Origin of the sequence: Pseudomonas sp. 21LCFQ02, assembly GCF_024129895.2 — a bacterium.
Classification (GTDB): domain Bacteria; phylum Pseudomonadota; class Gammaproteobacteria; order Pseudomonadales; family Pseudomonadaceae; genus Aquipseudomonas.
The window spans coordinates 3,726,974-3,740,931 of record NZ_CM178749.1; the positions used below are offsets into that span (position 1 = coordinate 3,726,974).

19 protein-coding genes are annotated in these 13,958 nt (G+C 58.5%); 9 read left to right on the plus strand and 10 right to left on the minus strand.

The window, feature by feature from the left end:
• Positions 1 to 186: 186 nt before the first annotated feature.
• From NJC40_RS16780 to NJC40_RS16820, 9 genes are all read right to left on the minus strand, one after another.
• The gene (locus NJC40_RS16780) at positions 187 to 456 is read right to left on the minus strand and encodes a pyocin activator PrtN family protein (RefSeq protein ID WP_253140358.1); all 270 of its coding nucleotides are present in this window, start codon (positions 454 to 456) and stop codon (positions 187 to 189) included.
• Positions 453 to 845: a LytTR family DNA-binding domain-containing protein gene (locus NJC40_RS16785; protein WP_253140359.1), complete on the minus strand. Its 393-nt coding sequence runs from the start codon at positions 843 to 845 to the stop codon at positions 453 to 455. The genes NJC40_RS16780 and NJC40_RS16785 overlap by 4 nt, the downstream gene beginning before the upstream one ends.
• Entirely contained in the window at positions 842 to 1,828 is a 987-nt protein-coding gene (locus tag NJC40_RS16790; protein WP_253140360.1) for a phosphoadenosine phosphosulfate reductase domain-containing protein, read from the minus strand. The genes NJC40_RS16785 and NJC40_RS16790 overlap by 4 nt, the downstream gene beginning before the upstream one ends.
• A complete protein-coding gene (locus tag NJC40_RS16795; RefSeq protein WP_253140361.1) occupies positions 1,825 to 2,403 on the minus strand; it encodes a hypothetical protein in 579 nt (192 codons plus the stop codon). Before NJC40_RS16795 ends, NJC40_RS16790 begins: the two co-directional genes overlap by 4 nt.
• Positions 2,404 to 2,450: 47 nt before the next feature.
• Complete coding sequence (locus NJC40_RS16800) at positions 2,451 to 2,687, minus strand: pyocin activator PrtN family protein (RefSeq protein ID WP_253140362.1); 237 nt, start codon at positions 2,685 to 2,687, stop codon at positions 2,451 to 2,453.
• Entirely contained in the window at positions 2,684 to 3,064 is a 381-nt protein-coding gene (locus NJC40_RS16805; protein WP_253140363.1) for a hypothetical protein, read from the minus strand. The genes NJC40_RS16800 and NJC40_RS16805 overlap by 4 nt, the downstream gene beginning before the upstream one ends.
• Positions 3,061 to 3,342 (minus strand): phage antirepressor KilAC domain-containing protein, encoded by a 282-nt coding sequence (locus tag NJC40_RS16810; protein WP_253140364.1) that lies wholly within the window; start codon positions 3,340 to 3,342, stop codon positions 3,061 to 3,063. Before NJC40_RS16810 ends, NJC40_RS16805 begins: the two co-directional genes overlap by 4 nt.
• 8 nt (positions 3,343 to 3,350) lie before the next feature.
• Positions 3,351 to 3,920, minus strand: coding sequence for a deoxynucleotide monophosphate kinase family protein (locus NJC40_RS16815; RefSeq protein WP_253140365.1), 570 nt, complete (start codon positions 3,918 to 3,920; stop codon positions 3,351 to 3,353).
• A gap of 258 nt (positions 3,921 to 4,178) precedes the next feature.
• Complete coding sequence (locus tag NJC40_RS16820) at positions 4,179 to 4,430, minus strand: DUF1654 domain-containing protein (RefSeq protein WP_253140366.1); 252 nt, start codon at positions 4,428 to 4,430, stop codon at positions 4,179 to 4,181.
• Positions 4,431 to 4,581: 151 nt separating this feature from the next.
• On the opposite strand from NJC40_RS16820, the gene NJC40_RS16825 reads away from it, so the two are divergent.
• Positions 4,582 to 5,070: a hypothetical protein gene (locus NJC40_RS16825; RefSeq protein WP_253140367.1), complete on the plus strand. Its 489-nt coding sequence runs from the start codon at positions 4,582 to 4,584 to the stop codon at positions 5,068 to 5,070.
• A gap of 129 nt (positions 5,071 to 5,199) precedes the next feature.
• Here the strand turns inward: NJC40_RS16825 and NJC40_RS16830 are convergent, their stop codons facing one another.
• Positions 5,200 to 5,910, minus strand: coding sequence for an XRE family transcriptional regulator (locus tag NJC40_RS16830; protein ID WP_253140368.1), 711 nt, complete (start codon positions 5,908 to 5,910; stop codon positions 5,200 to 5,202).
• 99 nt (positions 5,911 to 6,009) lie between these two features.
• On the opposite strand from NJC40_RS16830, the gene NJC40_RS16835 reads away from it, so the two are divergent.
• The 8 genes from NJC40_RS16835 (at position 6,010) to NJC40_RS16870 (ending at position 13,957) form a co-directional block, all read left to right on the plus strand.
• Positions 6,010 to 6,237 (plus strand): transcriptional regulator, encoded by a 228-nt coding sequence (locus tag NJC40_RS16835; protein ID WP_253140369.1) that lies wholly within the window; start codon positions 6,010 to 6,012, stop codon positions 6,235 to 6,237.
• 216 nt (positions 6,238 to 6,453) lie between these two features.
• On the plus strand, positions 6,454 to 6,942 hold the full coding sequence (locus NJC40_RS16840) for a phage regulatory CII family protein (protein ID WP_253140370.1): 489 nt from the start codon (positions 6,454 to 6,456) through the stop codon (positions 6,940 to 6,942).
• Positions 6,935 to 7,138, plus strand: coding sequence for a TraR/DksA C4-type zinc finger protein (locus NJC40_RS16845; protein WP_253140371.1), 204 nt, complete (start codon positions 6,935 to 6,937; stop codon positions 7,136 to 7,138). Before NJC40_RS16840 ends, NJC40_RS16845 begins: the two co-directional genes overlap by 8 nt.
• Positions 7,135 to 9,825, plus strand: coding sequence for a DUF5906 domain-containing protein (locus NJC40_RS16850; protein WP_253140372.1), 2,691 nt, complete (start codon positions 7,135 to 7,137; stop codon positions 9,823 to 9,825). The genes NJC40_RS16845 and NJC40_RS16850 overlap by 4 nt, the downstream gene beginning before the upstream one ends.
• A gap of 328 nt (positions 9,826 to 10,153) precedes the next feature.
• Positions 10,154 to 10,621, plus strand: coding sequence for a hypothetical protein (locus NJC40_RS16855; RefSeq protein WP_253140373.1), 468 nt, complete (start codon positions 10,154 to 10,156; stop codon positions 10,619 to 10,621).
• Between the two features lie 232 nt (positions 10,622 to 10,853).
• Positions 10,854 to 11,201 (plus strand): phage holin family protein, encoded by a 348-nt coding sequence (locus tag NJC40_RS16860; RefSeq protein ID WP_253140374.1) that lies wholly within the window; start codon positions 10,854 to 10,856, stop codon positions 11,199 to 11,201.
• Positions 11,202 to 11,361: 160 nt separating this feature from the next.
• The gene (locus NJC40_RS16865) at positions 11,362 to 11,949 is read left to right on the plus strand and encodes a terminase small subunit (protein ID WP_253140375.1); all 588 of its coding nucleotides are present in this window, start codon (positions 11,362 to 11,364) and stop codon (positions 11,947 to 11,949) included.
• 4 nt (positions 11,950 to 11,953) lie between these two features.
• Positions 11,954 to 13,957 carry a phage terminase large subunit family protein gene (locus NJC40_RS16870; RefSeq protein WP_253140376.1) on the plus strand — a complete coding sequence of 668 codons (2,004 nt, stop codon included), beginning with the start codon at positions 11,954 to 11,956 and terminating at the stop codon, positions 13,955 to 13,957.
• The last annotated feature ends 1 nt before the right edge of the window (position 13,958 follow it).

Genomic DNA, 13,958 nt, shown 5'->3' on the forward strand with positions numbered 1-13,958 from the left:
GCTCCCGTATCTGTGAGAGTTTGAAGGCTGTTTTTGGCCGGCTTCAGTCGGTCGAGGGTGAAACTATTTTGGTTAAAATAAATGCGTCACTTGCTAAGCTTGAGCACAAATAGGTGGCCAGGTGCTGTTTTTCACTTGAACTTTTGCCGCATGAAAAACCCGCCTTCTAGTGTGGCGGGTTCGGAGTTAAGCAGCTCTTCCCATCAATTTGTTCTGCTCTTTTGCTGCCTTCTCTCGCTGTCGGTCGATGTAGTCGGCTAGGTCTTTCAGGTGGATGCCAAGCGCGGCCTTCTGGCTGTCAGCACCCAGGCGTACGACAGGAATATCGATTTCCCCGTCCAACCTTTTGCGTTTGAATTTTTCCACAGTCAGGTGCATATAATCAGCGCACACGCGGTCGAGGGGAATGACCGCTTGGCCTTCGTAGTGAGCCATCAGAAGAAACAATGTGTTCATGCTGCCTCTCCGGCCAGGTGCTGATTGATGGTTTGGGCTACTGCTGCGCGGACCACCGCGACGTTGCTGCGTGAGACGACAATCGGGTCAGTCACTCCATCCAGTCGCACAGTCGCAGGTTCTCTGATGCGCGCCTTCTCGCCTTGAAAGCTGAGCAGGCGGTCTCGGGCGATCAAGGTGTTTCTGTGGGCCCGCACAAACCTGTGGCCGTAGGCATCCTCCAGCGCTGTGGTGGGGGAGTTGAGCATAAGCTCACCACCGTCGTGGTAAGCGACCACGTACTTGCTATCTGCCTTGAAGTAGCTGACGTCCGCGATGGCTACTCGAACGATATCGCCCCGGTATGCCGACTCGATGTAATCCGCGTGCAGTGTTTCGTGCGTGTTCATGCGGCCTCCAGGGTCAACGTTAATTCGCCTTCGTCGCACAGGCCGTAGGCCGAGCTGCAGGCCGTAGCGTCGGTTGCGATCAGCAGGTCATACTGGATGCCCCCTCGGGCAGTCTTCGACCATTCGACGGCCTGGCGGATGCTCGCAACTTCCATGACCTCGAGGGCGGTCATCTCAGTAATCGGCCCCTTGGGGTGCTTGGTACTTGCTCCCGCAAAGAAGGTCGCTGCACCACGTTTGCTGGCTTGCTGTACGATTCGTTCCCACCGCTCAATACGCTCAATGACTTCCGGGAAGCGCAGGGCAATCGCCCGCAGTTCGGCCTTGTTGCAGTTGATGCATGGCATGCAGCCGACTCGGCTCATGCCTTGCGAGTAAAGAGGGTTGGGTTTGATTCCCATGTATGTGTGGGCCTCAAAGACTGTCGGGACGTCCCACTTGATGATCGGGCGATAATTGAACAGGCCGCCTCCTGCTTCGTCACACTCGGGGAGGTAGCGACGAACAATCGATTCATCAGCCCGGACGCCTTGCCAACTCATGATCATTGTCTCTGGGCCCATGAGCGGCAGCACAACCTGTTCCAGCATCGGGTCGCGCTTCAATTCCATGGTGCAGAACTGGGCGCGCCGGCTGGGAAAGCGGCCTTTCCAGATGCATAGATCGAGGAAGGGATTGCCGGTCGGTTGCAGCACCTCAAGCGCGGCGAGGACGACGAACTCATCCACCCCTTGCTCGCGCCACTTGGTCTCAATGAATCGCCGTTTTCCGGCGATCCGCGTGGTGAAGTCGGCTTGGACGCGGGTGATGCTTACCCCTGTGGCCTGTTCCAGGTAGTCGAGGTATTCGATTGTCAGTTCATGTTCGTTGCCCGTGTCAGCGAAGACGGCCTGTAGGTTTTCGGTTTCGAGAGCCAGTGCGAGCAGCAAGGTGGCGGTGCTGTCTTTTCCGCCGCTGACGCTCACGATGTTGTGAGTCGTCATGCCGCCTGCTCCTTTACTGTGGCCTGGGCGCGCTCGGACAGGCGCGTGTTCAGATCGGTCAGCTTCTGGTGCACGTTGCTGGCCTTGCGGGCTGTCGGTTCAACGCCTTTCAGTGGCGCCCAGGTTCTGTGTGCCAGCTCGATGATGTTGGCGGCCTGGATCAGTACACCGATCTCCTGAGGTGTGACGGCGACGATCTGGGCTTTTTCGGCCTTCAACTCGTCGATCACGGCGTTTGCAGTATCGAGTTGCTGCGTTGCCTGTGCCTTCTGCTGCTCCATCTCCTGGCTCATAAGGTCCAGGCGCTTCCACGCTGCATTGGTAGCGTCCAGCTGTTGCGATGCTTGAGCGCTCATCTGCTCCAGTTCTTGACTCAAGGTATCCAGGCGCTGGTTTGCGGAGCGAGTCGCGGCAGTTTGGTCAATCATCGCCATGTCATGATCGAAAGCGGCTGCGTTGCTCCCGGCTGCGTAGCCGCGACGGTGGGCTGTCGTGATTGCGCGATACAGGAAGTAGGTGAGCAGAGCGGCACCCAGTGCATAGAGGCTGAGCGTGATGACGATTTCGTTTTGCATACGTTGATTCTCTGTGTGGCCGCCGGTGTTGTGCCCGGCGGCGGTGATTAGGCTGCTTTTCCGATGCTGTCGAGGTACGTGGCCAGGTCGTTGAGGTACACCACTGGTAGTCCTTGGCGGCTACCGCCGGTGCGGGTGACCTTGAGGTGGATCTGTCCGCGATTGATCCGCTGTAGCAGTGCGCGGTTGTTGCCAAGGTGCGAGAAATAGCGCTCCCGTACTGCGCTCAGTGTTGGGCAGGGGGTCGCGAACTCTTTGCGCAACAGTTCAAGCGTCTCGCTCACTGAAGATCCTCCCCGGCCCCCGCCGGGTTGGGCCTGGCCAACTGCATTCGTATCAGTTCGGCCAGCCCTGCTGCCGACTTGCCTACCGCAGTGGCGACCAAGCGGCCTTTGCCATCAGCGACGACTGCGCCGTATGGATGCTCAGGGCTTTTCGTCGGGGTCACGTAAGCGGTTTGCCCTTCATGCACGGCGGCATCGACCAAGCGGAATACCTCGGCCAGCTCGCTGGTGACGGCTGGCAAGCCTTCGAGCATTGCCAGTGCTTCGCTGGTGGCGCCGATCACAGTTGAACGGCTGACGATGGTCGGGTGGTTCAGATGCATCGGTACAAGCTTGAGCGCGCCGATGGCATGAGTGATTACGGTCTGTTGAGTCATGCTGCACCGTCCTTGGATGTGTCTGTGATCGTGATGCCCAGTTGCTTTGCCAGCCACTTGACTCCGGCCTCGGTGACCATGACGACCGAGTAATGGGTGTAGGTGCGGATGGCAGGATTCCAGCGGCTGCGGGGATCGGCGAACAGGTGCCCTTGACCAATGTGTCGGGCTGCCAGATCGCCGGTTTGGGTCAAGATCCCGCGTTTGCGGAGTTCCTGACGCAGGGTGCGGGGCTTGATGCCCAGCACCGCTGCGGTTGCGTCGAGGTTTCGATTCATGGATGGCCTCAGGCTGCGTGCTGTGCTTGATTGCGCAGGGCGCTGAGGACGCTATCCAACTGCGCGAACAGATCGGCAAAGTCCGCATCGTTGTTGATCACGACGTCACAGGGCTGCACGGCAACTCCCAGCTCGCTGACGTGCGGGTTGACCGCTGCGGCGTCGGGGCGCTGGACGTGAATGATCAGCCCGCCACGCTGGCGAACGAAGTCGGCTTCGTTCTCGAATCGCACGTCACTGATCACGAAACCAGGTGCCTCGGGGTACAGCTCGGCCAGGTTGCCGAGGTTCTGTTCGGCAAGGTCGAGCCAGATTGAGGCGCTGATCATGTCGCGGCCCCACTCAGTTCCGAGGAGTTGCATCAGTTGGCGGGGGGAGCGCCCGAGCCAGTCGATAGGCTGTTCTTTGCCGGGGCCTTCGATGTCTTCGATGCTCAGGTTGAACATCGCTGCGATGCCTTCCTTGAGCGGTGTCATGAAGGCGTAGGTTTCGAAGCTGTGTTCGGTGGCCAGGTGGCTGGCTGCGGTGGATTTGCCGGAGCGGGCAAAACCGGTGAGGCCGATGAGGATCGGTTTCATGCTGCGTCACCTCCCCATGGACCAGTTGGGGCTGGTGCAGCAAGTGCGGCACGGCGCTTGGGGCTGACGAGAACGACCAGGCCGGTGCTGGCCTGGATCGCTGCGATGGTGAGGGGGTTGGCTGCTGCCGGGTGTAGGTACACCGGGCAGCGGCTGTGGGGCTTTGTTGTTTGCATCACAAGTACTCTTGGTGAGAGATGTGATGCAAAATTAGCAAAAGCTAAATTTATGCGCAATAGCGTTTGCTAATTTGCTGCGTCAATCTTTCTGAGGTACCTCCCAATGGACCTTGGCGCCGCCATCATCCTGAAAAACCACATGCACCCCATCTGTATCATTGATCGCGTCAATGATTTGGTCCCAATCCTCTTGCATCTCTTCAGGGGCCTTGTAAAGAACTGCACAGCGGTTCTTCTGGGCACTCGGTGAATTGATGACTTTCTGAAGTCGAGCTCCGAGCAGTTCGATGGAACTCGGCAATCTCTGTGTCTGTGATTGGGGCTTGGCCATGGGGTACTCCCTTTATACTGTATTTATATACAGTAATTAAGAGTCCGACGAATGGCAAGATAGCCACATGGAAATTCTTGCTAATCCAGGCACATGAGTGGAGTAGCTACTGCGTGATATCATTGGGGCATCATTCAGACAGGGAATACCAATGAAACGGACGTTTGCTGCGCTTTTTTGCCTTGGATTAGCTCTGAACGCTCATGCCGAAAAAAAGCTCGAAGTCATCGACCTAGCGCCTGATGCGCCCGAGAGTGCCGAGGCGGCTGAACGTGGCCGCAAGTACGTGGAAGCCCAAGAGGCTGCGGCAAAGATCACTCCAGATCAGGCAATGCAGTTTATGCAGCGCTTAAGTAAAACTGTCGACCAAGGACACGCACAGGCGAAGTCGGGAGCCATGGATGGAAAGGCGATCCGTAACCAGGCAATTGCTTTGAACAAGCTTCAGGATGAGGGCTCACGCTATCGTGTGATGTTTGCCCGATTCAAAAGCTGTGGTGATGCCTCGACGGATGCGGCCTTTTCTTGGCAGGGGTTGGTCGGCAACAACTCTGCACAGTTTGTTGAATACCACCAGAAGTACATTGCAGCCGCCACGGAGTGCATTCAGGCCGCTCAGCTCGCATCGACTAAAGGCTGAGCTAGGCATGAAAGGCTCGTCTTGTAAGACAGGACGGCCTCTTGCTTTCGCGTCCAGGGCATGAGGGTTTGCGAATCCATCGGTTCTGAAGAGTGAGGCTTAGAGATTAATAGGTGGGAGTCAGTCAGTTCAAAGCTTTCTGGCGTTCCATACGAGCAGTACTCGCGCTTGGATGTGTACCTTTTCCAAGTCCGCACCTTCCAACGTAATCGGCTTATACGCTGGATTATCGGAGATCATCAGCAATGATCCTCGGGTCATCCGCTGGAGCCTTTTGATGAATAGCTCTCCGTCCAGTGTGAAGACGTATATCGCATCAGTCTTTATCGTGGTGATACCGCGGTCGACTAGAAGAGAGTCGCCATTGCGGAAGGTGCCCTCCATGCTATCGCCGTCACCGGTGATAATTGCCAGATTATCAAGGTTGGTGAAGGCCAAGCCTTGGGTTTTCAGCCAGTCATAGTGGACGGTGATGTCACGAATCACCTCTACCTGATGTTCAGGGATGCTGCCATGGCCCATTGAGGCAGCGACGTTCAGGTGCGGGATTGTGATGAACCCTAGTGTTTCCATCAGCTGTCGCTTGTCGAGCAGTGGTTTGGGCACAGGCTCACGGTTTTGCTCGCGTTCGCTCTCGGAACTCGGAGTGACCAGACTCCCTGAGGGAAGGCCGATCTTCACTTCGAGTGAAGCCGCAGCCTTCTCACCAAGATTGCGGTGTCCGTTCAGTAACTGGGACAGATAGGACGCATCCAAACCATGTAAGTTGGCGAAATCTTTTTGGCTTAGGTCGCCCATTGAATGGCGGAGCGCCTTGATACGAAGCTGTTTGATATCCATCCCCCAATCATCGTCATCTGTTAGCAAACAGTAAATTACGGTTTGCTATTGCGATTAAAATTAGCAATTGCTAATCTTCTGGCTCGATAGGAGGTGCACATGACCCTGTACGAGTATTTGAAAGGCTTGGATAAGCCATCTGCTGATGCATTTGCCGAGCGTTGCAGGACCACATTTGGACAATTGCGTCAGGTTGCCTATGGCAATCGCCGGGCCAGCGCAGGATTGGCTGTTGATATTGAGCGTGAGTCTGGTCGAGCTGTCATTTGCGAGGAACTTCGCCCGGATATTGACTGGGCATATTTGCGCAGTTCAGACGCAGCTTGAAGCTGCCACGCCAGGAACCTCCGCAGGCCACCTGGCATGGCATTGACAGCGACAAACGCTGTCAGCACCGTCGATCAGGATCTCTCACCACAAGTTACCTGGTCGGCTCGAACGAAACGCCGTGCCTACTTAGCACGCAAACACAACTTTCGGTCGTGGCTGAAGGATAGGGCGTGCCTTGCTCCTTGGCTACACCGTTAACCAGGAATTAACGGTATGAGTCGTACAGACCTGTTGCCGGATGCAGGGCCGGTTCTCCCCCTGCGGCAAGCGCTTTACCGCGCGGGCCGCGACTACAAGGGCGGGCTTACCGCTTTGGCTTTCGCGCTCGTGATGGACACCGATGCTATCCAGAAGAAACTCCACCCGACTGAAGAGCGCCGCTGGCCCACGCCGGATGAGCTCGAAGAAATCATTCGTGAGACGGCTAACCCTCTGTTACTTGATGCGTTGGTGCGGCCAGCGGGTGCAGTTTGGTACAAACCTGTACCGGTGCCAGCTACCCAAGAGGCGCTGAAGGCCGTCGGTGCGATGCTCGCTCGGGCCGGTCACTTCGTTGGCACGATGCACGCCGGTGCTGCTGACAATGTGTGGGAGGCGCATGAGGTCGCTGCCCTGGAGAAGGCTGGCAACGACGTTATGCGCGAAGTCCTCGGCATCATTGCCGGTGCGAAGGCTGCGATGGAGGCCACCGACAATGGCTGATGAAGTCGACCAAGCAAACGATCAGGTTGAATACCTTGTCCGCGTTGCCCTGCACCGCAGGCCTGCTCTGTCTACCGCTGTAAGTGCGACAGAGTGCGAGGATTGCGAAAGCCCCATCCCGGAAGCTCGTCGCGCAGCGGTCTCGGGCTGCATGACATGCATTGATTGCCAATCGCTCCGGGAGCGACGTGGATGATCGACGCGGCCGCTCCAATCTCTTCCTTTGCCCGCTACTACATCGAAACTCTCAACATGGCCTTGGTCCCGATCTCACCCGGTGAGAAGGGGCCGAAGGGCCAGCGCTGGAATCAGCCTGGCGGGTACTTCGTGGATGCCGCTGCCGCTGAAACATTCTGGCAGGAGAATCCAACCTACAACATGGGCGTGGTACACGCACCCAGCCGGGTCTGTTCGCTGGACGTCGATGACGTGCGATGGACACGTCAGGTGCTGTCCGATCTGCTTGGCCTTGATCTGGATGCTATGGCTTTGGTGTATCCGACGGTGGTCGGTAACCCCGAGCGCTTCCGCATCATGTTCCAAGTACCTGACGGGGTTGAGCTGAATAGGTATGCGCTTGCGTGGCCTAATGAGAAAGACCCGGACGGGTCGAAGCATAAAGACCTGCTGCGTAAGGCGCGTGAGGCAGGAGTAGCAGGTGACAGTCCGCGTGAAGCTCTGTATCGCGCCGAGGCGCAGCAATACGCCCGGCTGACGGTGTTTGAGCTGCGCGCCGGCCTGTCTCAGGACGTCCTGCCGCCGTCGATCCATCCTGGTACAGGCAAGCCCTATTTCTGGCGTACTGCACCAGATGCAGACGGCCTGCCGGTCCTGAATGTCGATCTGCAAAACATCTGGGCAAACTGGGACATCTTCAAGCGCGACGCTGAGGCCGCATGCCCTTGGGCGCCCAAACAGAAAGAGCCTCCTGCCAAGAAGCGCCGGCCGGTCAAGCCGACTGGCGACAAACCTTCGGTGATTGATGAGTTCAACCGCAGCCATAACGTCACCGAGCTGCTGCGTGCGCACGGTTACACGCGCAAGGGCAGCAAGTGGTTGTTTCCGGGCAGCGGCACTGGGTTGCCGGGCATCACGGTTGACACCGATGAAGGCCGGGTCTACTCGCACCACGCAGCGGATCCGCTGGCAAACGGACACAAGAATGACGCCTTTGAGGTGTACTGCATCCTTGAACATGGCGGTGATCAGGCGAGGGCAGTGAAAGAGGCTGCGCGGTTGCTGGGTATCTCGAACAGCACCTCGGTCTCCAGTCCCAACCCACCGCCGCTGGGTGAGCTTCCCCCGACCCCAACCGACAACGGCGAACCGAGCCCTGCCGGCGACGCGCCTGAAAGCGGGGGGCAGGGGGAGGCGTTCCCGCTGGAACAGGTAGTGCGGCGGTTCGCATTGATCGAAGGCACCACGTCTGTATGGGACGTCGACAAGTCGATCCGTATGAAGAAGACGGCATTCGAGGCGTTGATCAGCAAGCCTACTGCGAAGGCGTGGCTAGACGATCCGAGTCGCAAGTTGATTGGTGATGACCAGGTCAAAGAGCTGGAGCGCGCGCGCAAGAACGCTGGCAAGAAAGCGGGTGCGCTGGGTATGTCGCCTACGGATCGCTATGTCTATATCGACGGTACCAAGGACGTCTGGGACCGGGAGAAGAAGCGTCGTATCCCTGAAGGCGCGCTGAAGATGGCCTTGGGCGACTTCTATCAGATGTGGCTGAACAGCCCGGATCGGCGGGTCGTTGACGTCGATCACATCGTGTTTGATCCGACTCTGACAAAGGATCCAGCCGTCTACATCAACACATTCGAGGGGCTACCCCTTGAGCCGATAGACGACCCGGCAGCCTGCGAAAATATCCTGTGGCTGATCAAGTCCCTCTGCAACCATGAGGATGAGCCTTGGCAATGGTTGTTACGTTGGCTTGCCTACCCCTTGCAGCACGTTGGCTCGAAGATGGATACCGCAGTGCTAATGCACTCAACCATGGAAGGCTCGGGTAAAAGCCTGATGTTCGCTGACATCATGGGCCGCCTGTATGGGCAGTACGCTGCGACGGTTGGCCAAGCCCAGCTTGAGGGTAACTTCAACGTGTGGCAGAGCCGCAAGTTGTGGGCGGTCTTTGAAGAGGTCGTGTCACGGGACCAGCGTTACAACCAGGTGGGCAAGATCAAGCATCTGATCACCGGCAAGACCGTGCGCATGGAGTCGAAGTTTGTGAACGGCTGGGAAGAGTCGAACTTCATGAATGCAGTGTTTTTGTCGAACGAGATCCTGCCGTGGCCGATCAGCGACAGTGACCGGCGGCAGCTGGTGGTTTGGCCCCTTGAAACACTGTCGGTTGAGAGACAGAAGGCTATCGGGCGTGAGCTGGATGGCAATGGCGTTGCCGCTCTGTACGGCTGGCTGTTGAAGGTCGATCTGGACGACTTTGATCAGCGGACCCGGCCACCTAAGACCGCTGCGCGTCAACGACTGGTGGCGCTGAGTCGCTACGCTTGGCAAACATTCCTGCACCTTTGGCGCACCGATGAGATTGGGCAGAACATGTGGGGTGCATGTTTATCCAGCGACCTGTACGCGTTGTTCCTGGAGTGGTGCAGCAGAGGCAAGGAGGGATCAGTAACTCAAACCAAGTTTTCCGAGTTCATCAGTGCTGATGTGCCGAAGACTGATAGGGGTGTTCCGTGGACGGATGGCAACACGCGGCGACACGGTGTCTTCTTTTTCCCCGATGACGAAAAGGCTTCCCTGCCCCCATCAATGAGGGCGGCCGATCTAGGTCAGTGCGTGGCCGCTTGGCGAGCTGCTGCGAAGCTTGCGGGTTGGAACGTCGACCACTGGGATCACGTCAAGGCGGTGGCCGCATGAATACGTCTGTAAGTGTGTTGGGTGTGCAGGGTTGTGTAGGGTTTGTGTTGACTGGTCTGCACAAGGAACATCCGCTGTTTTCGCGGCCTGCCGGGGTCTGTGTTGGGTGTGTAGGGTTGTCGCGCGCACGCGCGCATGCGCACGAAATTTATCCGGCAAATCAGCCTGCAAAAAAATCTCCATGCGAACCCCAAAAAGCCTGCACACCCTACACACCCTGCACAATATTGGTTAATTCATTGAATTTATTAGGTTTTAAGTGTGTAGGGAGTGTGTTGGGTTGGGCTGTTTGTGTGTTGGGTTGGGATATGCTGGGGGGGGGCAGGTCATGAATGCTGAGATTGAGGGACTGATGCAGCATTGGGGAGAGCAGCGCAACCGGCTCGGCCAAGGTTCTGGCGTAGGTAGCCAGATGGGTTCGATCATGGAATGGAAGGGTCTGCCGCCAAGCGGTACACCTGGTTCGCGGATCCTCAAGAGTGGAACCGGGATTGACCACATCGCCAGTGAAATTGAGGCGGCCATAGCCGAACTGGAGCGTCGGCCTGCAAAGTCTCGCGGGCCGCGACTTGCTCAACTGGCACGCAGCCGTTACCTACATCGCATGACCCAGCGTCAGCAAATGCAAGAGGTGGGTATCGCCGAGGGCCAAGATCGGACCTTGCGCAACTGGGTAACTGCCCTGCATCAAGAGGTGCTTGCGTTTCTGGTGCTGCGCAACGGGCCGAATCGACGCGCTGCTGGCCGGCTACAGCTCAAGCTTTCGGCGACCGGTCATGACCGTTCGTCTGAGTGAAATGCACAACTCGGGTACAAGTGATGCACAACTGATGCACAACTCGATCCAACCGTTAAATGACCCTTTTCGGTTTTTCCGAACACGGGTACAAAGTCGCCACTATCTGCGAAATCCGCTTTGGAACGCTGGTTGTGAAGTGAAGTAGCCATCGCCTGAGTTTGGTCACCCAGGCATTAAAAACCCTGCCACTCGGCGGGGTTTTCTTTTTCCAGCATTCCATGAGGTCGCCATGACTGACGAACAGCAGGCTCTGGCAGAGATGCCGATTTGGTTGGTGATTGTTCTTGCCCTAGTGGGCGGTGTGTCTGGTGAGATGTGGCGTGCTGACAAGGACGGTGCACGAGGCTGGGCATTGGTTCGTCGACTCGCGTTGCGTTCCGGTGCTTGTGTTGTCTGCGGACTTGCCGCGCTGATGTTGCTCTATGCGGCGGGGGTATCGATCTGGACTGCCGGGGCCATCGGCTGTCTCACCTCGCTGGCCGGTGCGGATGTGGCCATCGTTCTCTACGAACGCTGGGCTGCCCGCCGGTTGGGCATCCCTCCAATTCAGCCAAGTGGCGGAGAAACTGGCCAGTGATGGCCGGCCCGTCCCGAAAAACCGGGGGGACCCTGGCGGTTTCTGGGTGGTACGGGTACGGGAACTCGCGGGAAAGCGTTAGCGAAGGGTTCACCAGCTTAGTGAACTGGAGTTAACAGGTGAACAGATTCAGGTTTACCCGGTGAACTGGAGCAAATCCATGACTGTTATGAGTAAGTCGGAGTTCGCGGCGCGCCGGGGCTGGAGCAAGTCCTACGTCTCAAAGCTGGCCAGTCAGGATCGGCTGGTGCTGACGCCTGACGGCAAGGTCGAGTTGGAGGCCACAGAGGCTCTCTTGGCTCAGTCCGCCGACCCCAGCAAGGCCGCTGTTGCCGCCAGGCACGAAGATGAACGGATTCAACGCGGTGTCAGGGACCATGTTGCACCGCTGGCCGACACGTCGCCGGCCCTTCCTGCTCTCCAGGTTGCCGGGGGGCAGGGGGCAGATTTCCAGCGTGCGCGGGCTCACCGCGAGTATTACCTGGCGCAGTTGGCCGAGACCGAGTTCCTGAAAGTGCAGGGCGCCTTGGTCGAGGCCAGCACGGTTCGAATGGCTGCCTTTGATGCAGGCCGCATGTTGCGTGATGCCCTGCTGGGCCTGCCTGCACAGATTGCCGGCGAGCTCGCCTCGCTGACCGATCCGTGGGAGATCGAGCGCAACCTGACGACGGCATTGCGGCGAGTGCTCGATGACACTGAGCGCCTGGCCACCGCTGACCTCAACAAATCACTGACCACGTCGGACTAACCTTATGCAAACGGAAATACCTGATGGTGCAAAGGTGTACCGTGAGGAGTATTTCCGAGGCTTGAAGCCCGACCCTGATCTGTGGGTTGATCAATGGGCTGACGACTTCATGCGGATCCCTCGGGACACTGGTGCTGCCGAGCCTGGGAAGTACCGCACCGCGCGGACGCCCTACGCGCAAGAACCCATGCGCTGCCTATCGCCGGCGCACCCCTGCAAGCGGGTCATCACCATGGTGGCCTCCCAGCTCATGAAGACCCAGATCGCGCTTAACTGGATCGGTGGTCTGATCCACATGGTGCCGTCGAACATCCTTACGCTGTTGCCCAGCCTGGGCCTGGCTAAACGGGTTTCGTCGCGGATCAGCAAGACTATCGAGGTGGTGCCTGAGCTGAAAGAGCGGGTCGCTGGCACCCGCTCCCGAGACACCCGCAACACCCTGGACACCAAAGAGTTTCAGGGTGGCTCGCTGTACATCACCACCGCTGGCTCTGCGGCCAATCTGTCTGAACTCTCTGCCCGCTACATCTACGGCGATGAGGTTGACCGTTGGGACGTGGACGTCGGGGAGGAGGGCGACCCCATCGAGCTAGCCGAAGCGCGCGGCTCGACGTTCGGGCGCCGGGCCAAGTTCTACTTTTCTAGCAGCCCGACGATCAAGGGCGCGAGCCGCATCGCTGACCTGTTCGACACCAGCGACCAGCGGCACTACTACGTGCCATGCCCGACTTGTGGGCACATGCAGACGCTGGAGTGGGAGCGGCTGATCTACAGCCCAGGCTCCAGCCTCGTGCATTACCAGTGTGCAAACGCAGCCTGTGACGTGCTGATCGAAGAGCATCAGAAGAACGAGATGCTGGCACGTGGTGAGTGGCGGGCGCATGCCGTCGGTGACGGTGAAACCGTGGGCTTCACCCTCAATGCACTGTATGCGCCGCTGGGTTGGCAGGATTGGGACTCGCTCGTTAAGCAATATGAGCGTGCCAAGAAGAAGTTGGCTCAGGGCGACACTGAGCCCATGCAGGTGTTTTACAACACCCGGCTAGCCAAGGTCTGGGACAGTGCCATCGAGCAGACCAAAGCAGAGGTGCTGATGAAGCGCGCCCGGCTGGAGACCTATGGGTTGGGCTCAATGCCGGCTGGTGTGCTCATGCTCACCGGGTCCGTGGACGTTCAGGCCAACCGCTTGGAGTTCATGGTCATGGGCTGGGGCGTCGGGATGGAGCGCTGGGTGGTGGACTTCCAGGTGATCTCTGGCGATCCGGCAGACGAGCGCACCTGGGCGGCGCTGGATGAGCGCTTGAAAGCCAAGTACCGGCACCCTTGCGGTGTCAGCTTGGGCATCCTGGCCACGGGCGTTGACAGTGGTGGTCACCACACTGATGAGGTGTACCACTTCTGTCGCGTACGTCGCTGGCGCAACGTCTTCGCGCTCAAGGGGGCGAGCAAGCCGGGTCGCCCGGTGATCGCCCAGCGGCCGTCCATGGTCGATGTGACCTGGAAGGGCCAGACCGAAAAAAGCGGTGCTGAGCTCTGGTTCGTCGGTACCGACACGGCCAAGGACTGGATCTACAACCGCTATCCGTTCGAGGAAGGCCCAGGCGCGCTGCACTTTGCCAATGACTTGCCAGACGAGTTCTTTGCCCAGTGTGTGGCCGAGCGCAAGATCGCTCGCTACGTGCGCGGTCACAAGCGCGTCGAGTGGGTCAAGGGCAAGGCCGAGCGCAACGAAGCGCTGGACCTGATGGTGTACAACCTGGCCATGGCCCACTACTTGGGCATCAACCGCTACAACGAGTCGGACTGGACCCGAGTGCGCGGCGCGCTGGCTCAAGCCGGCCTGTTCGACGAACCCGCCGCGCCAGTCACAACGGTTACGCAATCCCCCCAGCCCGGCCTAGCGGCGGCACCCGCCGAAGCTGTGGCGGCTGCGCCGGTAGCCAAACCGGCGACAACCATCCCCCCACCGCGACGTACCACGCGAAGCGGCTACCTGAAGAGGCGCTGAC